Raw genomic sequence first — 19,915 nt, 5'->3', positions numbered from 1 at the left:
TGTGCTGACGCTGGCGGTCCTCGCGGTGATCGGCGTGAAAACCCGCGGTTTCGGCCTCATGGGTCCGGAGCCGCGTGCTGCGCAAGACGTCGCCCGCGACAGATGCCAGGCCGACGTGCGCAAGCAATTGGCATCGCCCGATTCAGCCCAACTTTCCGGCGTTCGGTCGGTTGCCGGCGCGCTGGAGACGGATGGACAGGACATGTTTCCGCTGATGATGGACAAACCGCTGAAAGGCGTTGACCGCAGCCGCATTACGGTGTGGAACGTGTCGGGGACGATCGACGCCAAGGCCGAAGCCGGCGGCACGATTCACGACCCCTTCACCTGCCGCGCCTACTTCGTGGACGGCAACCTGGCCGACACCTTGGTGCTGTTCGACCACGCACACTAGCCATCTGATTCACCGCGGGGGTGGGATGTCCTGTTGCCCTGCGGATTCGGCGGCTGCTGCGGCTTCTGCCGCTTCCCATTCTTCTCGTTCTCTGCGTTGGCGGGCGAAGGCTTCCCGGGCGGCCTCTTGTGCGTCGATGTCGGCTTGGTTGAGGGCGCGTTCGTAGGCATTGCGCTGCGCCTGGTCTTGTGCGCGGGTGCGGCGGCGGATGGGCATCATGATGCTCCGGCCGGGAGCCGTGGCGGTGTCCAGACCAACGGTCTCTGGTGGTGGATTGGGCAGTGGCGTGTCGGTGATCGTGCGGGGGAACAGGATTCGGCTTTCGGGCACGCTGATGTAGGTGTGCCCGGTCGGTGCGGTCCACACGATGGTGCCGTCGGGTTGTTGACGGTCCTGCCAGCCGTCGGGGCCGCCGTAGAACGTTTTCAGTAAGTGGTGTTTGCGGCACTTGGGGTTCAGGTTGCCCGGATGGGTGGGACCGGCCGGCCACGGCACCGTGTGGTCGATATCGGAGGCGGTGGCCGGGTGATCGCAGCCCGGGAACATGCACGTCATCGCCCGCATCCGCACGAACTCATCCATCGCGGCCGACGGCCGGTATCGCGGCACCTCATCCAGGTCGGCGGCGGAGGCGACCGAACGGACCTTCGCGCCCCGGGCGACAAGGTCCGCCAACACTGTCGGCGGGATCACGCCGCCGCCGAGGACATAACCGACCGGCGCCCGCACCGGCGCGGTCGCCGGCGTGGGCGCCGCGTCGGCCACCGGTGTGGACGTGCTGTCGCTGGCTGGTTCGAACGCAACAGGCGCCAGGGTTTCGGCGGCCCGCGAATCGGCCACCGGCGCAGGGTCGGACATAGGCATGGGCGTCGACGCCATGTCGTTCGCCGGCTCGGCTGCTGGCGCAGGTGCAGGTGCGAAGACCGGCTCAGGCGCGCGATCAGGTTGGGGCGTGAAGACCGGCTCCGGCGCAGACGGGGCCGGCGTGGGCACCAGCGGCGCGGCCGGGTCCCCGCTGAGCAGCGGGTCAGGCACCGGCGCCGGCAGCCCATTGGTCAGCACATGAATCATCACCGCCGTCGCCCGCGCATCAGGCCCAGCCGCCGGGCAGTCGGAATTGCCGCACTGGCAGGCCAGTAGGTCCCCGCGTGCTGCCAGGACTCCCAGGGCGTCAGCGCGGCGCTGCCCGAACGTACGCGGATCCTGGTCGCAAACCTGCCGGGCCATCTCCGTGAGCACCCGATCCAGCAGTTCGGCATCAGTAGCCAGGAGTGCACCCCAGATCGAGGCCACGCCGGTCTCGTCATCAGGCTTGCCCACCCCGACCCCACGGCGGCGCGCTGCTGAGCGGACTTTCAGGACTGCGGCGGGGTCGAACTTCTGCACCCAACCGTCGATCTTCTTCTCGATCTTCTTGCGCGACAACCCCGCCCACTCCGACAGTGCTCCCGCGAGCGCGGCGTCGATCACCGCCAGCGTGTTGGGGTCCTCGACCAGACGAGTACGCCAGCAGATCGCCCCGACCGTCCGCGCCGAGACTCCACCGTCGGCGAACACCGCCGCCACCCGAGGTAGCCGGAACCGCAACGCCACCGCGATCGACAACTGCCCCGACGCCTCGCGCTTCCCGATCCCCAGCGCCGCCCCGACTTCGGCGACCGCGGCGTCCCAGCCATCGCAGGCCCACCACTGCCGGCCATCCTGGTCATCGACCCGCAGCGCCACCAGGTCGGCGACGGCTGTCAGCCGGCCCGCAGCGCACTGGTTTTCCACCCGCGCGAAGTGGATCATCAAGTCGACCACGCCGGCATCGTGGACCGGCACACCGCCGGCCCCGATACCAGAATGTTCGAACATGTGTTCGAGTCTACCGCCAGATCCGACCATTGTCACGTGTTATGTCTCAGGACATCGGTGACACTTCCGCCTCGGTCCCGTGCACAATCGGTGCGTGACCGGCCGACCACTCAAGCCCTGGCACTTTGTCCTCGTCTTCGGCGTGGTGAGCCTGCTTGCCGACATGGTGTACGAAGGCGCACGCAGCATCATCGGCCCCTATCTGGCCACCCTCGGGGCGTCCGCCGCCGTCGTCGGATTGGTCGCCGGCGCAGGCGAATTCATCGGATACGGGCTGCGGGTTGTCGCCGGCTATGCCGTGGCCCGGACCCAGCACTACTGGAGCTGGACGATCACCGGCTACGCACTGACGGTGCTGAGCGTCCCGTTGATCGGCGTCACAGGATCGCTCGTACCGGCGCTGCTGCTGTATGGCACCGAGCGCCTGGGCAAGGCGGTCCGCTCGCCGGCCAAGGACACATTGCTGTCGCACGCGTCGACGAGCACGGGTCGCGGCAGCGCCTTCGGCGTACACCAGGCCCTCGACCAGACCGGCGCCATCGCCGGGCCGCTGCTGCTGGCCGCGGTGTTGAGCGCTCACGCCGGCGACTACCGGATGGCGTTCGGAGTACTGATTGTTCCGGGCGTACTCGTACTGATCCTGCTGGGTTGGCTCCGCTTTCGCGTTCCCGATCCGCGGAGCTACGAAGAGGAGGCCATTCGGGAAGCAACCGAACCCGACGCCGGTAGCCCTGCGGTACCGAAGCGGTTGCCCGCTCGGTTCTGGCACTACGTCATCACGATCGGGGTGCTGTCGTGCGGCGTCGCCTCGTTCCCGTTGCTCGCATTCCACGCCCAACGCACCGGGCTGCTGTCTGACGCTCAGGTCCCCGTCCTCTTCGCGGTTGCGATGGCGGTCGACGGTGCGGCCGGCCTCGTGATGGGTCGGGTTTACGACAAGCGCGGGCCCGTCACTCTGGTCGCGGTGCCCATTGCCGCCGCGTTGTCCGCGATTGCCTTCACCGGCGACCGGACCCTCGTATGGATCGGCGTTGCGGTGTGGGGCATCGTCAACGGAGTCCTCGACTCCACCGTGAAGTCAGTCGTCACCGAGCTGGTCCCGGTGCACACCCGGGCTGTGGCGTTCGGCTGGCTCGCCTTGTTGCGCGGTATCGCGTTGCTCATCGCCGGTGGGCTGCTCGGTGCGGTCTACGACATCTCCCCCACCTACACGATCGCGCTGATCGTGGTGGCGAACGTCGTCGCACTGATCGGTTTGGTGCCCATCCTGCGCAGGATTCAGCCGGCCATCCACTGAGTAGTCGCCTGCTGGGACACAGTTTCGGCCCACGGGCCGGCGTGCCTGTCAACCCCTACGTGCCCTGCCAGCGGGACGACCTGCAGAGCCGGAAATACCGATCGCTAACATGAATGCGCTGCTCAGCGCGATCGGCCAAGCGACCCGTAGGACAGATGAGTTGAATACACCAGAACTTGCCAATTGGAACACCCAGGAAGCCCTGGCGGAGGCGATGATTCCGATCGTCGGCACCTTGCACCGCACGCGCGGCGTCACCGTCCTGCTGCACAGCCGGTCGCTGGTGAACAAGTCGGTGATCAGCATCCTGCGCACCCACCGCTTTGCCCGGCAGATCGCCGGCGAGGAGCTCTCGGTGGTCGAGACCTTCCCGTTCCTGGAGGCTCTGGCGAATCTGGACCTGGGTCCGGCCAAGATCGACCTCGGCCTGCTGGTGCACGCCTACCGCGCCGACGAGCGTGGCCTTTCGGTAGCCGACTTCGTCGCCGACGCACTGTCCGACGTCACGGGCGACAACAAGGCCGAGCCGCAGGGCCCTCGTGACGTGGTGCTGTACGGCTTCGGCCGGATCGGTCGCCTCGTGGCCCGACTGCTGGTCGAGAAGGCCGGTGGCGGCAACGGCCTGAACCTGCGGGCCGTCGTGGTGCGCAGCGGTGGCGCCGACGACCTGAAGAAGCGCGCTTCGCTGCTGCGCCGCGACTCGGTCCACGGGCACTTCAACGGCACAATCAAGGTCGACAAGGAGAACAACCTCCTCATCGCCAATGGCAACGTCATCAAGTTCATCTACGCGAATGACCCGTCCGAGGTCGACTACACCCAGTACGGCATCAGCGACGCCATCCTGATTGACAACACCGGCAAGTGGCGCGACCGCGCCGGCCTCGAGCAGCACCTGCGTCCGGGCATCTCGAAGGTCGTCCTCACCGCACCGGGCAAGGGCGATGTGCCGAACATCGTGCACGGCGTCAACCACCTGGGCCAGGACGTCAACCAGCAGATCTTCTCGTGTGCGTCGTGCACCACCAACGCGATCGTGCCGCCGCTCAAGGCGATGGACGAGAAGTTCGGCATCATCCGTGGTCACGTCGAGACGGTCCACTCGTTCACCAACGACCAGAATCTGCTGGACAACTACCACAAGGCCGACCGTCGTGGCCGTTCCGCGCCGCTGAACCTGACCATCACCGAGACCGGTGCCGCCTCAGCCGTCGCCAAGGCGCTGCCGGAGCTCAAGGCCAAGATCACGGGTAACTCGATCCGCGTTCCTACCCCCGACGTGTCGATCGCCATCCTGAGCCTGCAGCTCAAGAAGGAGACGACGAAGGATGAGGTGCTCACGCACCTGCGTGAGACGTCGCTGTCGGGTCCGCTGAGCCGCAACCTCGACTACACCGCGGCGACCGACGCCGTGTCGAGCGACTTCATCGGTTCGCGTGCGGCGTCGATCATCGACGCCAACGCCGCCATCGTCGACGGCGATCAGGCGATCCTGTACTGCTGGTACGACAACGAATTCGGCTACTCGTGCCAGGTTGTTCGTGTCGTGCAGTTCCTTTCGGGTATCGAATACCCGACGTACCCGCGCAGCTGATCCACCTTCCGCCGAAACGGCATTCCGACAGACAAGTTCACGAGACTTGCTCTGCTGGAGTGCCGTTTCGGCGCTAGAGGGGCAGTCCGTAATGCGCGGCGATACCGGTCAGCAGCAACGTGATTCGATGCTGGAAGGCCTCGTCACCGAACGGGTCGTCACCCGATTTCGCGATGGCACGCAACGTGGGAAACTCCGACGGTGAACGTTTGGCGGTGAGCGCGAGAATCCGGGCCAACCATGGCTGCCCGCTCTCGGAGTACAGGTATTCGCGATGGGCCTCGGTGACACTGCCGACTGCCATGGTACTCACCGATGCCCATACCGCGAGGGCGTCGCTCGGCGACAAACCTTGCGCGGCAAGCGCTTCCACTGCATCGGCGGTGTACTCCATCTCGACGTCATGGCCGACCGCACCACTGACGAACTTCTCCACCAGCGCGGGTTCGGCGGCCAGCACCGACCGGATGTAGGACGCATAGTCGCGGAGCCAGGTCGCCCAGTGTCCGCCGGTGTACCGCGGCGGCGGTGAGTTCGTCAGGGCACTGACGGTGGCCAGGCGCAGCAGGTCGTGCTGGTTTTTCACGTGATGGTAGAGCCCCGGCAGGCTGATACCGAGATGCTCGGCGACCCGGCGCATGGTGGCGTTCTCGGTGCCGATCTCCAAAACCGCTGCGGCAATGGCACTCTGGTCGACACGCGGCGGCCGCCCCCGGCGGGGTGCTGCGTTGTTGACGCTCATCGGACTCTCCTGGCGACCACTTCCACATTCGGGGTTGACGATAACCGAGAGGACTTTTAATAATCAATATGAAAACTCGCCGGTACCCACAGAAACGACACGATGAACCGAGAAAACCGTCAGATCCTGCTGCGGCGCCGCCCCAACGGTCTGGTCTCCCCCGACGACACCGAGATGGTGACGGTGCCCGCACCCGTCCCCGCAGAGGGTGAAGCACTGCTACGGACGACCTATGTCGGCATCGACGCCGCTGCCCGCACCTGGCTGGACGGCGAACCCGGTTATCTCCCGGCGCTGGGGCTCGGTGAGGTGGTGCGCGTGGCCGGCATCGGCGAGGTCGTCGAATCTCGTTGCGATGCCTACAAAGTCGGTGACCTGGTCACCACGCTGACCGGCCTGCAGGACTATGCGATCATCCACGACGACCTGTTCAGCACGCCGGTCGTCGGGTACACCGACCCTCTCGCGGTGATGTCGATCTACGGCCCCACCGGGGCGACCGCCTACTTCGGCATGACGGGCGTCGGAAAGCCCCAACCCGGCGAGACGGTCGTCGTCTCGGCCGCCGCGGGCGCCACCGGATCGGTGGCCGGGCAGATCGCCAAGATCGCCGGCGCGCGCGTCGTCGGCATCGCAGGCGGCCCGGAGAAGTGTCGCGTCGTGGTCGAGGAGTTCGGGTTCGACGCCTGCGTCGACTACAAGGCCGACGATTTCCCGGCCGCCTTGAAGGCGGCCTGTCCGGGCGGCATCAACGTCTACTTCGACAACGTCGGTGGCGACATCCTCAATGCCGCGCTCGGCAATCTCGCCCACCGGGCGCGGGTGGTCATGTGCGGCATCATCACGACGTACCTCAACGGCGACCACCCCGGTCCGTCCAACTACGTGAATCTGCTGTCCACGGCCTCGACGATGCAGGGCTTCATCGCACTCGAGGAGTGGGCGCGGTTCGACGAGGCCTTCGCCGCGCTGAGTGGCTGGGAGCAGCAGGGCCTGCTGGTGCATCGCGAAACCGTTTACGAGGGACTGGAATCCAGCATCGACGCGCTGAACGGCCTGTTCACCGGGGCGAACATCGGCAAGATGCTGGTGAAGATCAACGACCCGGAACGGTGACGCCGCCGTGCTGACGCCCTTTGACGACTATCCGATTCACGCCTCGGCAGACCCGGTAGGCGTGCCGGCCAGCGGCGACCCCAACCACTACGACCGCTACTGGTTCAACGGCCACCAGCGTGACGGCGATTTCTACTTCGGTGCGGCCATGGGGCACTACCCCGTTCGCGGCATCATCGACGCCGCGTTCAGTGTCGTGAAAGACGGTGTCGAACATTCGATCTTCGCCTCGGGCGCGATGCCCCTGGACCGGTCGGCGACCATCGGCCCTTTCCGCGTCGAAGTCGCCGAACCATTGCGGACCATCCGCTATGTCGTCGAGGACAACGAGCAGAACATCTCCTGCGACCTGACCTTCCGAGCCACCACTGTGGCCGTCGAGGAGCCACGTCAACAGCGACGCACCGCTGAAGGCATCGTGCTGACCGACCACACCAGGCTGACGCAATGGGGGTCGTGGGAAGGGATCATCAGCGTCGACGGCGAGGACCTTGCGGTCAGGGCCGGTGAGGTGCCGGGGACCCGGGATCGGTCGTGGGGCATCCGTCCGGTCGGCGAACAGCTCGCCGTGTTGCGCCAACCCATGCCGTTCCAGGTCTTCTGGCTCTGGGCGCCATTGCATTTCGGAGACCGATTCACCCACTACGCGTTCCATGAGCATGAGGACGGCCGCCGGTGGCTGGAGACTGCCGCGGTCCTGGACCCGCTGCCGGACGGTGCGTCACCGTCCAGTCGCGTCGGCGTACGCGAGTGTTACGACATCGGCTACGAACTGGACTGGGAGCCCGGGCGGCGTGAAATCCGGCGGGCCCACCTGTGGTTCACCGATCCCATCGAGGGCGAGACACACATCGAACTGGAGAAGCTCTATACGTTCCGGATGCGCGGCATCGGCTACTGGCACCCGCACTGGGGCCACGGCTCCAATCATGGCCCGTACGAAATCGGCAGGGAATCAATCCGGTTGGGCGATTTCGATCCGACGGACTTCACGTCGCTGCACCTGCAGAACGTCGTGAAGGCGACCATGGGTGAGCGCACCGGGATCGGCGTCGTCGAACAGATCGCCATCGGTCCGCACACCCCGTCGGGACTCACCGGATTCCTGGACGGCTACCAGGGCTGACCCGGCACGGCAAAGATCTCCCCCGCTGACGCGACCGTCAGTGGCGTACGGCACAGTAGACCCCGGATCGGGGGCAGTCTCTTGCCGCATCACCAGAAGGAGGGGTCGAGTTGTCTGACACGAGTGTGGTGGCACCGGTACTGCCGGACGGTGGCGTGTTGCCGTTCCCGCCGGTTCCATCCGCCAGCATCGCCGGCCGGACGCTGCAGGAGTCGACGTACCAGCCGCGGACCGTCCCCAAGCGGTTGCACGACGACACCCCCAACATCGTCATCGTCCTCATCGACGACGCCGGTCCCGGGCTGCCGTCCACTCTCGGTGGTGAAGTGACCACCTCGACACTCGACCGGGTGTGCGCGGAAGGCGTCTCGTACAACAGGTTTCACACCACGGCCATGTGCTCGCCGACGCGGGCCTCGCTGCTGACGGGTCGCAACCATCACGAGATCGGCAACGGGCAGATCGCCGAACTCGCCAACGACTGGGACGGGTACGCGGGCAAGATTCCGCGGTCCAGCGCGACGGTCGCCGAAGTTCTCAAACAGTACGGCTACGCCACCTCGGCTTTCGGCAAGTGGCACAACACCCCGGCAGAGGAAACCACCGCGGCCGGCCCGTTCGAGAACTGGCCCACCGGTTTGGGTTTCGAATACTTCTACGGCTTTCTCGCCGGTGAGGCGTCTCAGTACGAACCCAACCTGGTCCGCAACACCACGGTGGTCGCCCCGCCGAAGACTCCCGAAGAGGGCTACCACCTGTCGGAAGACCTCGCCGATGACGCCATCTCGTGGCTGCGCCGGCACAAGGCCTTCAATGCCGACAAGCCGTTCTTCATGTATTGGGCGAGCGGCTGCCTGCACGGCCCGCACCACATCATGAAGGAATGGGCGGACAAGTACGCGGGCAAGTTCGACGACGGCTGGGATGCCTACCGGCAGCGGGTCTTCGAGCGGGCCAAGGAAAAGGGCTGGATTCCGCAGGACTGCGAACTCACCGAACGCGACGAGACCCTGCCGGCGTGGGACGACATCCCCGAGGACGAGAAGCCGTTCCAGCGGCGCCTGATGGAGGTCGCCGCCGGCTACGCCGAGCACGTCGACGTGCAGGTCGGCCGGATCGCCGACGAACTCGATGCCCTCGGCTACGGCGACAACACCCTGTTCCTGTACATCTGGGGCGACAACGGTTCCTCCGGCGAAGGCCAGAACGGCACCATCTCAGAGCTGTTGGCGCAGAACGGAATTCCCACGACGGTGCGCCAGCACATCGACGCGCTCGATGAGCTCGGCGGGCTGGACGTCCTGGGCTCTCCCCTGGTCGACAATCAGTACCACGCGGGCTGGGCCTGGGCCGGCAGCACGCCGTACAAGGGCATGAAGCTGCTGGCGTCGCATCTGGGCGGCACCCGGAATCCGCTGGCGGTGCGCTGGCCCGCGAAGATCGCCGCCGACACCGTGCCGCGCGACAACTTCCTGCACTGCAACGACATCGTGCCGACGATCTACGAGGTGGTCGGCATCGAGCCGCCGCGCACCGTCTACGGCGAACCGCAGATGCCGCTGGCCGGCGCCAGCTTTGCCCGCACCCTCGCCGACCGGAACGCGCCGGGCGGCAAGAAGACTCAGTACTTCGAGATCATGGGCAGCCGGGCGATCTATCACGACGGCTGGATCGCGTCGGCGCGTGGGCCGCGGTTGCCGTGGGTGCCGGGGCAACCCCCGGGCATCGCGACGTGGACGCCCGATCAGGATGTCTGGGAACTGTACAACCTGGACGAAGACTGGTCGCAGGCCAACGATCTCGCCGCGCAGCTGCCGGAGAAGCTCGCGCAGATGCGGGAGATGTTCGCCATCGAAGCGGCCCGAAACGCCGTGCTGCCGGTCGGCGGCGGGCTGTGGGTTCCGGTGTACCACCCGGAATTGCGGATCGCGCCGCCGTTCCGGGAGTGGCACTTCTCCGGCGACATGATCCGCATGCCCGAGTTCTGCGCCCCGGCACTGGGCAACAAGAACAACGTGGTGACCATCGACGCCGACGTCCCGGAGAACGCATCCGGGGTCCTGTACGCCCTTGGCAGTGGCGCCGGCGGCCTGACCTGCTACCTCGAGAACGGCCACGTCCGCTACGAGTACAACCTGTTCATCCTGCAACGCACCAAGATTCAGTCCGACGCCGCCGTCGCGCCCGGCCGGCACACCATCACGGTCACCACCCAGTACGCCGAGCTGCGTCCCGGTGGCCCGCTGGACATCACCGTCGCGGTCGACGGCGAGACGGTGGCCGCCGGACAGGTGCCGATCAGCGCCCCGCTGCTGTTCACCGCGAACGACTGCCTCGACATCGGCACCTGCCTGGGGTCACCCGTGTCGATGGACTACCGCGAACGCGCGCCCTTCCCCTTCGAAGGACACATCCACCACGTCCACGTCGCCTACACGTAAGGCGGACGCCGTCCTGCCACGGCCCGCGCCATTGCGGACCGTGGCAGGACGCCCCCGAGTCGGGTCAGGTCACCACGTCACCGACGTTTCGACGTGGCCGATCTCCGACTTCTGCTTACCGCCGGCGTCGTGGCAGGACAGCACGACGTTGTAGGTGGAGAAAGTCGGTGCACCACTGAAAGTCTCGGTGTGGTTCCCGTTGGCGGGGACGCTGAACTGCCGGGTGGTCTTGCGCGGCACCAACGGATTCACCGAGTTCGTGGTGGCGACATAGTTGCACGTTGCCGCGAGATTCGACGTGTTCGAGACATTGAAGGCAATACTCGTCGCACCCGGAGCGCCGAACGACGCCTGAATCGCGTTGGTCACCTCGGGAATCGGGGCGCACTGTTGGCCGGCATGCACCGTCGGGGTCGGCGACCCGTCCGGGCATTTGATGTCCGCCAAGGGTGCTGCCTCACACTGTTGTCCCGCAGGCACCGTCGAAGTCTTCGATCCCGGCGGGCAATTCACCGGCGCCTCCTGCGGTTTTGCGGGCGGGGTGTAGTTGTAGTCGGCCCACGGCCCGCACCAGTCGCCTTCGAAGTCCTTCTTGCGGCAGCCCTGGACGCCGATCTTGAAAGCCTTGCCGCCGTTGTCATGTCCCCACCGTGCGGTGGCGCCGTTGATGCATTTGAATTCGTATTCGGACTGGATGCCGTTCCACATGATGTGTACCGCGTCGATGACGTAGTCACCGTGCACGCGAGCACATCCGCCGATGATGCACGTGACGTGGACGTCGCTGTCGGGCGTACAGTTCGCGGTGAGCCCGTTCGACAACTGATCGGCGCTCGCCGCCGGCGGCAGCATCAGACCGAACGTGCACAGACACGCGACCAGAATCGGCGTGACGATGCGTCTCAGATTTCGCCTTCGACTGGGCATGACATCTCCTCGGGCAGCGGAACATGGCAGACGGATCGCGGTGCGCTGGCCAGCTCGAACCACGGTTCGACGCTACGTCCGCGTCACGGCCCGGCAAATAAGGGAACTCCCTATGATGTGCCCGCCGCCGTCAGGCCGGCCGGATCACCGCTCGATCGAATGCACCAGGTCGATGGCGGCACCGAGCGTGGTGAACCGTTCCTCGAGAGTGTCACCCGCCGGGTAAATCCGGACGGTGTCGACGCCGGCATCGCACCACACCTGAAGGCGATCGCGCACCATGTCCGCGGTGCCGATCAAGGTGGTGGCCAGGATCATCTCGTCGGTGATCAGCGCCGCCGCACCGTCGCGGTCACCGGACTGCCAGCGTTCCCGGACCGCGGCCGCGACCTCGGCCCAGCCCTGCCGGCTGTACGCCTGGTTGTAGAAGTTGGTCGAGGCCGAACCCATCCCACCGAGGCTGAACGCCAGCTCGGACTTCCGGGCGTCGATCAGCGTCTTGAGATGGGCCTCGTCGCGGGCGAACGACACCTCGGCGCCCTGGCAGATGTCGAGATCGGCACGCGCGCGGCCTGAGCGCCCGAGACCGTCGTCGAGGTGGGCGAAGTAGGCGTCGTCGGCACCTTCGGGGACGAAGCTGGTGCCGAGCCAGCCGTCGGCGACCTCGCCGGTGAGCCGCAGCATGGCGGGTGTGAGACTCGCTATGTAGAGCGGCATTTCGTGCTCCGCCCGCATCGACAGGCGCATCGGCTTCACGTCACCGCCCGGCAGCGGAATCTGGAACTGGCTGCCGCTGTGCGTGACCCGCTCGCCCGCGACAACTTGCCGGATGATGTCGATGGTCTCCCGCATCCGGCCCAGCGGCTTGGCGAACGGTACGCCGTGCAGTCCCTCGATGACCTGGGGTCCCGATGCGCCGAGGCCCAGCAGGAAGCGCCCGCCCGACAGATTCGACAGCGTGATCGCGGCCTGGGCGATGGCCACCGGCGTCCGGGTGCCGAGCTGAATGATGCCCGAGCCCAACAACATCCGTTCCGTGCACGCGGCGTAGTACCCGAGTGCCGACGGCGCGTCGGATCCCCACGCCTCGGCGACCCAACAGATGTCCAGGCCCAACTTCTCGGCCTCGGAGACGAAAAGCCTTTGATAATTCCAGTTTCCGAGGCTCGCAGCCTCGACCGTCGTCGCGGCGCGCATCAGCTCTCGGCCCGCTGCTTGATGTACGCCAGCGCGCACTGCATCCCGGACTCGAATTCGCGCAGCCGGTTGAAGACGATCTTCTGTTCCTTGTCGGGCATCCGGGCAATCGCCAGAGACAACCCTGACGGTGCGGGGCCCATCTGGGCCCATTCCGCCAACCGGGTCCCGGTGCCGTCGGGTTGCAGGCTCAGGCGCCACGTTGCGGTCGGGTTGCCGGCATCGCCGATGGCCCAGGCCATCACATGTTGTGGTTCGTACTCGACGATCTCGCACTCCGTCGACCACTCCCCGAGTGCGGGATGGCTGTTGTGGCCGACGAAACGGGCACCCACACGCGGTGCGTCACAGTCCCCGAGCCATTCGACCCGCTGCAGCTCGGGGCTGCACTCGGGCATCACCGTGATGTCCGACGCCACTTCCCAGACCCGTGCCACGGGCGCGTCGATCCACGTCGACACCTCGACGGTCGGGGCGTCGGCATACACCGCACCGGTCCATTCCATGGTCTCAACTTCCCTTCGGGGTAGGTGCGCCTGCGGCAAAGAGCGTCCGGGCTGCCAACAGCAACTTCAGTTCGGCGTTGACATCATCGAGCGGCTGCAGGCTCGACGTGGCCCGGCACATGGTGATGGCACCTTCGATGGCACCGAGCGACATGGTGGCCAGTCGGCGGGCAACCACGGTGCCGACGCCGTCGGCCACCAGACAGTCGGTGACCAGCTGGTGCCAGGTGCGGAAGATCTGATTGGCGTGCTGCGCCAGCGCCGAACCCGGTGCGGCGCTGACGGCAATGGACACCACCGGGCAGCCGACCGCAAAGTTGTTCTGGCCCAGCAGCTTCCGCCAGAATCCGGTCATGGCATCGACGACGGCCGCCGGGCCGTCCGGTGCCGCCCTGGAGATCAGCCGGGAGATGGCATCACCGCTGAGCTGCGCGGCCTCGTCGATGATCTGAGCGCGCCCGCCGGGAAAGTGATGGTAGATGGAGCCTCGCGGCGCGCCGCTGCGGCTCAGCACATCGTCGAGCGTGACACCGTCGACGCCCCGCTCACGCAGCAGTTCGACGGCGGCGACCACCATCGACTGGCGAGTGTCGGGCGGCATGGGGCGACTCCTGACGGGCGGAACGATTGACTCGAATTATGATCGTGTTCATATCGAGGAGTCAAGAACCGCCCGCATCCGACGCGTGCGAGCAGTATGGACGTGCGTCAACGCACCCGAATATGAGGCGATTCATAACCGGCCGCGTGGCGCCCGGCGCTTACAGCGAACCGTCCAGATAGGCGGCTCTGCAGGCGCGGCGCGCCAGCTTCCCGCTGGTGGTGCGCGGGATGCCGCCGGCAGGCAGCAACCGGACCTCGGCGACGGTCACGCCATGACGCTCCGAAACGAGCGCATGGACCGACTCGATCGCGGGCCGGGGATCATGGCGCGCCGTGCCCGAGGCACGTTCGGCGATGATCACGAGCTGTTCGCCATCCTCGCCCGGCACGGTGAAGGCGGTCACGTAGCCGCGCCGCACCAATGGTGACGCGTCGGCGGCCGTCGTCTCGATGTGCTGCGGATAGTGGTTCTGCCCACTGATCGTGATGACGTCGGCGAGACGACCCGTGACGTACAACTCGCCGTCGAGGTAGAAACCCAGATCACCTGTCCGCAACCAGGATCCGTCGACATCGGCGCCGTCGGCGTGACTGTTCAGCGGCAAGGTGCTGCGCAGCCGAGCGTGGAAAACCTCTCGGGTCTCCTCTGGCCGGCCCCAATAACCACGGCCGATGTTGTTGCCCTGCAACCAGATCTCGCCGACGCGACCGTCGGGCTGTTCGGTTCCGGTGACCGGGTCCGCCAGCACCACCCAGAGACTGCTCGCCGGCTGCCCGCACGCCACCTGCGCGACCGCGCCCGGTGCGTCCTCGGCCACCGGCACCGCCACACCGGACGCCAGCTGCGCGCGGTCGAAGTACCGCACCGTCGCCTCCGCGTCGGGCGCGATGTTGGACACGAAAAGTGTTGCCTCGGCAATGCCATAGGACGGCTTGATCGCCGTCTTCGGGAGTCCATACGATTCGAAGACCGCGTTGAAGCTCTTGATGGCGTCCATGCTGACGGGCTCCGAGCCCACGATCATCACCACGTTCGCCAGGTCGATGTCGTCACCCGGGCTCGGCGCACCACGATGCGCCGCCCATTCGTAAGCGAAATTCGGTGCCGCGGTGACCACTCGGCCGACCTTCGAGCCGTCCGACAACGCCTGGATCCACCGCAACGGCCGGCGGACGAACGCCGTCGGCGACATCAATGTCGAGTGCCCGCCGTACACGGTGGGAAAGCCGATCATCGACAGACCCATGTCGTGATACAACGGCAGCCAGCTGACGCCGTGGGTGTTGCGATCCAGCATGTCGATGGACAGGATCATCTGAATCAGGTTGGTGCCCACCGCTTTATGGGTGATCTCCACGCCGACGGGCGGGCGGGTCGCCCCCGAGGTGTACTGCAGGTGCGAGACATCGTCGATCTCGAGGTGGACGGGTTCGAACGAAACGCCCTCGTCGTCCGGCACCTCGTCGATGGCGACGACTGCCGGCGTGCCCAGGTCCGGATGCGCGGCGAGGAATTCAGTGACGGCCGGCCGCGCCGCCGCCGTCGTCACGATCGCTGCCGGTCGCGCATCGTGGAGTGCGGTGTCCAACCGCTCGGCATGCCCCGGCAATTCGGGCGCGAACAGCGGTACCGCGATGGCGCCGGCCTTGATCGCCGCGAAGAACCCGGCGACATATTCGAGGCCCTGTGGCGCCATGATGGCAACGCGGTCACCGCGCTCGGTGACGGACTGCAGCCGGGCCGCGATGGCCGCCAGTCGCACCCCGAGTTGGGCCCAGGTCACTTCGTAAGTCCGCGCTTCGGTGCCGGAGTAGTCGAGGTAGCGGTATGCCACCATGTCGGGGAGATGCGCGATGTTCCCATCGATCAGGGCGATCAGCGTCGCGCCGGGCGGCAGCGTCACCGCCCCCGATTCGTCGACGCAGTCCTCGATCTGGAAAAGGCCGCTGCCCGGTGTCATGGGTCCAGCCTATGCGCACCCTTGAAAATGGCTGCGCCGCTACACATCTATCTGTAGTTGTTCACCGCCGCGACCACTCGTCGGCCAACAACTCGTAGGAGCGCACCCGGTCCTGGTGGTCGTGGGTGATGGTGGTGATGATTAATTCGTCGGCCCCGGTCGCGTCGCGTAGCCGTTCCAGCTTGTCGGCGACCTGTGCGGCGGTCCCCACGAACTGGGTGTCCACCCGGTCCGCGACGAGCTCACGATCGGCGGCCGTCCAGGTGTGCGTCCGCGCTTCGGCCGGGGTCGGGAACGGGATGGCGCCTTCGGCGGTGCGGATGCTGCGCACCCACAGGCCGTATCCGGTGGCGAGTTCGCGGGCCGTGGCCTCGTCGTCGGCGACGACGACATCCGCCGACACCGCGACGTACGGCTCGTCGAGTTCGGTCGATGGACGGAACGCGGCCCGGTAGGCGTCGGTCGCCTCGAGGACCGACGATGGTGCGACGTGGTAGTTGCTGGCGAACCGCAGTCCTCTGGTCCCGGCGACCTCGGCGCTCTCACCGCCGCTGCTGCCCAGGATCCAGATCTGGAGGTCGGCGCCTTCCCCGGGCACGACCTGCGCCGCCAAGCCGTCGGCGTCGCGGTAGACGCCGGCGATCAACGCCAGGATGTCGCTGATCTGGTCGGTGTAGTCCTGCGATTGCGCGCCGGGCAGCTGCAGGAGTGCCCGTTGGAGGGCGAACCGGGGTGACTGCAACAGCGGGCGCGGATCGAACTTCGGTGGAATCAGCAGCCCGCGCGCGCCGTTGCGGACACTCGGAGCGCCCACCGCGGCACCCACCGGGACTTTCGGTTCCCGCGGCTTACCACCGGAGCGCCCCAGGCCGAGGTCGAACCGGCCCGGGTGCAGCGCGTCGAGCAGACCGAACTCCTCGACAGTCGCCACCGCGGTCCGGTGACCCATCTGCACCGCCCCCGAGCCCAGTCGGATCGTGGAGGTCTCCGCCGCGGTCAGCGCGAGCAGCACAGCCGGCGAGGTGCCGGCGATACCGGGATTGAGGTGGTGTTCGGCGAACCAGTAACGCGCGTAGCCGAGGGCCTCCGCGCGCTTGGCGAGGTCGATGCTGTTGCGTAGCGCCTGCGGCGCAGTCGAACCCGACGAGATCGGCACCAGATCGAGCACGGTCAGTGGAGTCGCCATGAGCTACGACGCCACTTCTGCGGAGACGTTGGTGCGCACCGCCGGCCGCGGCAGCGGCGCCAGTCCCAGGTGGTCGCGCAGTGTGGTGCCCGTGTAGTCGGTGCGGTACGTGCCGCGCTCCTGCAGCAGTGGCACCACCCGGTCGACGAACGGGTCGAGGCCGCCGGGCGTGATGTGCGGGACGAGGATGAATCCGTCGCTGGCATCGGCCTGGACGTATCGGTCGATCGTCGCCGCGATGGTGTGGGGCGATCCGATGAACGATTGCCGCCCGGTGACTTCGACGATCAGCTCGCGCGTGGTGAGGTTCTGCGCCTCGGCCTTGGCCCGCCACTCGGCGGCGATCGCGAGCGGGTCCCGGAACATGCGCACGCTGGCCCGGCCGCGCGCGATGGTGTTCTCCCCCACGACGGGATCCACCGCCGGCAGCGGCCCGTCCGGGTCATGGTCGGACAGGTCGCGGTTCCAGAGCTGTTCGAGGAACTTGATCGCGGTCTGCCCGGACACCTGGGCGAGCCGGACCTCGTGCGCGAGGTCGGCCGCCTCGTCATCGGTGTCACCGATCACGAACGTCGCGGCCGGGAGGATGAGTAACTCGTCATGGCGCCGGCCGTAACGTGCCAACCTGCCCTTGACGTCGGTATAGAACGCCTGCCCGGCCTCCAGCGTGCTGTGCCGCGAGAAGATGGCGTCGGCAGCGGATGCCGCGAACTCGCGGCCCTCGTCCGAGTCGCCCGCCTGGAAGATCACCGGGCGCCCCTGCGGGCTGCGTGGCACGTTGAACCGGCCGTGGATGTCGAAGTGGCTGTCCGTGTGCGCGAACGCGCCGGCATCGGGTTCGGACAGGAACACGCCGCTCGTCTTGTCCGCCACGATTTCGTCGCCGCGCCACGAGTCGAACAGCTCCAGCGCCGTCTGCAGGAATGTCTTGGCCCGTTCGTAGCGCTGGTCCTCCGCCAGGAACCCGCCGCGGCGAAAGTTCTCGCCCGTGAACGCATCCCACGAGGTGACGACGTTCCAGGCCGCACGGCCGTCAGAGAGATGATCCAGGGAGGCGAACTGCCGGGCCACCTCATAGGGTTCGTTGAACGTCGAATTGATGGTGCCCGTCAAGCCGATTCGCTCCGTCACCGCGGCCAGCGCGGCCAGCACGGTGAAGGTGTCCGGACGCCCGACGACGTCGAGGTCGTAGATCTGGCCGTTCTGTTCGCGCAGGCGCAAGCCCTCGGCCAGGAACAGGAAATCGAATTTCCCGCGCTCGGCCGTCCGCGCGAAGTGCTCGAACGAACTGAACTCGATGTGGCTGCCCGCCGCCGGGTCACTCCACACCGTGGTGTTGTTGACGCCCGGAAAGTGCGCAGCGAGGTGAATCTGCTTGACTGGCTTGCTCATTGGCTGCTCCTTGCGTAACGGTTGGACGGGCGCGGCAACCCGAGCAGGCCACGCAACGTGTTCGCTTCGTACCCGTCGCGGAAGAGTCCGCGGCGCCGCAATTCGGGCACCAGTTGTTCGGTGATCTGGACCAGGTCGTGCGGCAGAGCCGCCGGCCGCAGCCGAAATCCCGTCAGCCCGGCGCCGTGCCACTCCGTCAGCAGGTCGGCCAATTGCGCGGCGGTTCCGGCGAACACTGTTGCATCACTGCGGTATTCGACACCGGCGACGTCATCGAGCCGGCGCCGGCGGGCCTGCGCCGCCGGCGCACTGTCATCGAGAAACACCACCACATCGCCGAAGATGTGGATCGTCTCGGAACCGCGGCCGGCGTCGTGTTGCAACCCACGGATTTCCTCGACGACAGCTACGGCCTGTGCGGCGTCGCCAGGGGTGACGAACCCGAGGTCCGCGCTGCCGGCGATCAGCTCGTGGGCAGCGCGGCCGTGGCCCAATGCCGCGACGATCGGCTGCCCCTGCGGTGGGCGCGGCGTGATGGACGGACCCTTGACCGAGAACCAGCGGCCACTGAAGTCGATGTAGTGCAGCTTGTCGCGATCAATGAAGCGGCCGGTGGCGGCATCGCGGATCTCGGCGTCGTCCTCCCAGCTGTCCCACAGCCGGCGCAGCACCTCGACGTAATCGGCGGTCTCGGCGAAATACTCGTCGGTCCGCGACCGGGACGCAGCCTCACGTCGCCCGAAGTGCGCGGCGACATCCGGGCGGCCGGCGATCTGGACGCGCACACCGGCCCGGCCGGCACTCACGTAATCGAGCGTCGCGATGGACTTCGACACATGGAACGGCTCGGTGTGGGTGACGACGGCCGTGGGCACCAACCCGATCCGCTGGGTACGGGGCGCGACCCGCGCCGCGATCAACACCGCGTCCAACCGGCCACGGACCCGATCGACGCGCTGGTCGGGCACGAAGGGGTCGTCGGACTGGACTGCCAACGAGTCCTCGACGGTCACGAAGTCCAATGCACCGCGTTCGGCCTCGAGGACCAGGTCGGTCCAGTAGCCGGCGCCGAAGAGATCGGCGGATCGCGCGTCGGGTTCGCGCCACGCGGCCGGGTGCCAGCCGGCGCCGTCCAGCGCCACGGCCAGATGGATTCGGCTCGACGAATGAGGCATCGCAACCTGCCTTCCTGACGGGGTACGACCACTCTGCCGAGCCGCGCGCAGATCGCGGCGGTTGCGGCAGTGTCCGCGCCAGGGCAGGGAATAGTCGGCCGATCGGTCGGCACATCCGGTAGACGGACGCTCAGCCGTCGCACCGGCCGGCCGGAGATCAGGCCGGCGGGATCGTCGATGCCCGCCGGAGCGGCCGTTGGCGTGTGCGCTGGGGCATCAAAAAGGCTCTATGCCAACGTCTTTGCGACGTGCGGCAGTCGACGGCGTCTGAACCTGGCGCGCCTCGCGGCGAGTGCCGGGGACCCGGGACAGATCACTGGGATGCGAGTTTTCGCGCGGGGCCTGCCGCGTCTGCACGACCCCAGAGGTATCGCGATGCTCCTGAAATCATCAGGATTCCA

At 67.0% G+C, this 19,915-nt stretch carries 16 protein-coding genes; 6 read left to right on the top strand and 10 right to left on the bottom strand.

Annotation, left to right across the window (positions count from 1 at the left end):
* Position 1: 1 nt before the first annotated feature.
* The gene (locus ACZ5IQ_RS15245) at positions 2-394 is read left to right on the top strand and encodes a hypothetical protein (protein ID WP_226521989.1); all 393 of its coding nucleotides are present in this window, start codon (positions 2-4) and stop codon (positions 392-394) included.
* Between the two features lie 9 nt (positions 395-403).
* Here ACZ5IQ_RS15245 and ACZ5IQ_RS15240 read toward each other — a convergent pair whose 3' ends face one another.
* Positions 404-2,251 carry an HNH endonuclease signature motif containing protein gene (locus ACZ5IQ_RS15240; RefSeq protein WP_212811441.1) on the bottom strand — a complete coding sequence of 616 codons (1,848 nt, stop codon included), beginning with the start codon at positions 2,249-2,251 and terminating at the stop codon, positions 404-406.
* Between the two features lie 94 nt (positions 2,252-2,345).
* Here ACZ5IQ_RS15240 and ACZ5IQ_RS15235 point away from each other — a divergent pair, with 94 nt between their 5' ends.
* Positions 2,346-3,548, top strand: a complete 1,203-nt coding sequence (locus ACZ5IQ_RS15235; protein ID WP_212811442.1) for an MFS transporter — start codon at positions 2,346-2,348, stop codon at positions 3,546-3,548.
* 160 nt (positions 3,549-3,708) lie between these two features.
* A complete protein-coding gene (locus ACZ5IQ_RS15230) occupies positions 3,709-5,142 on the top strand; it encodes a glyceraldehyde-3-phosphate dehydrogenase (protein WP_061006101.1) in 1,434 nt (477 codons plus the stop codon).
* A 73-nt stretch (positions 5,143-5,215) separates the two neighbouring features.
* On the opposite strand, the gene ACZ5IQ_RS15225 is transcribed toward ACZ5IQ_RS15230, so the two are convergent.
* Complete coding sequence (locus ACZ5IQ_RS15225; RefSeq protein WP_212811443.1) at positions 5,216-5,884, bottom strand: TetR/AcrR family transcriptional regulator C-terminal domain-containing protein; 669 nt, start codon at positions 5,882-5,884, stop codon at positions 5,216-5,218.
* Positions 5,885-5,986: 102 nt separating this feature from the next.
* Between ACZ5IQ_RS15225 and ACZ5IQ_RS15220 the strand changes: the two genes are divergently transcribed.
* From ACZ5IQ_RS15220 to ACZ5IQ_RS15210, 3 genes are all read left to right on the top strand, one after another.
* Entirely contained in the window at positions 5,987-7,000 is a 1,014-nt protein-coding gene (locus tag ACZ5IQ_RS15220; RefSeq protein WP_212811444.1) for an NADP-dependent oxidoreductase, read from the top strand.
* A 7-nt stretch (positions 7,001-7,007) separates the two neighbouring features.
* Positions 7,008-8,126 carry an Rv3169 family protein gene (locus ACZ5IQ_RS15215; protein ID WP_212811445.1) on the top strand — a complete coding sequence of 373 codons (1,119 nt, stop codon included), beginning with the start codon at positions 7,008-7,010 and terminating at the stop codon, positions 8,124-8,126.
* A 110-nt stretch (positions 8,127-8,236) separates the two neighbouring features.
* Positions 8,237-10,567, top strand: coding sequence for an arylsulfatase (locus ACZ5IQ_RS15210; RefSeq protein WP_244872547.1), 2,331 nt, complete (start codon positions 8,237-8,239; stop codon positions 10,565-10,567).
* Positions 10,568-10,636: 69 nt separating this feature from the next.
* Here the strand turns inward: ACZ5IQ_RS15210 and ACZ5IQ_RS15205 are convergent, their stop codons facing one another.
* The 8 genes from ACZ5IQ_RS15205 to ACZ5IQ_RS15170 all read right to left on the bottom strand — a co-directional run bounded on the left by ACZ5IQ_RS15205 (position 10,637) and on the right by ACZ5IQ_RS15170 (position 19,514).
* Positions 10,637-11,494 carry a hypothetical protein gene (locus ACZ5IQ_RS15205; protein ID WP_464480012.1) on the bottom strand — a complete coding sequence of 286 codons (858 nt, stop codon included), beginning with the start codon at positions 11,492-11,494 and terminating at the stop codon, positions 10,637-10,639.
* Positions 11,495-11,638: 144 nt separating this feature from the next.
* The gene (locus ACZ5IQ_RS15200; protein ID WP_212811448.1) at positions 11,639-12,691 is read right to left on the bottom strand and encodes an LLM class flavin-dependent oxidoreductase; all 1,053 of its coding nucleotides are present in this window, start codon (positions 12,689-12,691) and stop codon (positions 11,639-11,641) included.
* Entirely contained in the window at positions 12,691-13,197 is a 507-nt protein-coding gene (locus ACZ5IQ_RS15195; protein ID WP_212811449.1) for an SRPBCC family protein, read from the bottom strand. Before ACZ5IQ_RS15195 ends, ACZ5IQ_RS15200 begins: the two co-directional genes overlap by 1 nt.
* 4 nt (positions 13,198-13,201) lie before the next feature.
* Complete coding sequence (locus ACZ5IQ_RS15190; RefSeq protein WP_212811450.1) at positions 13,202-13,798, bottom strand: TetR/AcrR family transcriptional regulator; 597 nt, start codon at positions 13,796-13,798, stop codon at positions 13,202-13,204.
* Between the two features lie 160 nt (positions 13,799-13,958).
* On the bottom strand, positions 13,959-15,761 hold the full coding sequence (locus tag ACZ5IQ_RS15185) for a fatty acyl-AMP ligase (RefSeq protein ID WP_212811451.1): 1,803 nt from the start codon (positions 15,759-15,761) through the stop codon (positions 13,959-13,961).
* Positions 15,762-15,822: 61 nt separating this feature from the next.
* The gene (locus ACZ5IQ_RS15180) at positions 15,823-16,947 is read right to left on the bottom strand and encodes an LLM class flavin-dependent oxidoreductase (protein ID WP_212811452.1); all 1,125 of its coding nucleotides are present in this window, start codon (positions 16,945-16,947) and stop codon (positions 15,823-15,825) included.
* 3 nt (positions 16,948-16,950) lie between these two features.
* A complete protein-coding gene (locus ACZ5IQ_RS15175; protein ID WP_212811453.1) occupies positions 16,951-18,339 on the bottom strand; it encodes an NtaA/DmoA family FMN-dependent monooxygenase in 1,389 nt (462 codons plus the stop codon).
* A complete protein-coding gene (locus ACZ5IQ_RS15170) occupies positions 18,336-19,514 on the bottom strand; it encodes an LLM class flavin-dependent oxidoreductase (RefSeq protein WP_212811454.1) in 1,179 nt (392 codons plus the stop codon). Before ACZ5IQ_RS15170 ends, ACZ5IQ_RS15175 begins: the two co-directional genes overlap by 4 nt.
* Positions 19,515-19,915: the final 401 nt, after the last annotated feature.

The organism is Mycobacterium toneyamaense, from assembly GCF_055384815.1.
Note: the sequence above shows the minus strand (reverse complement) of the source record. Positions and strands in the feature narration are given on the sequence as shown.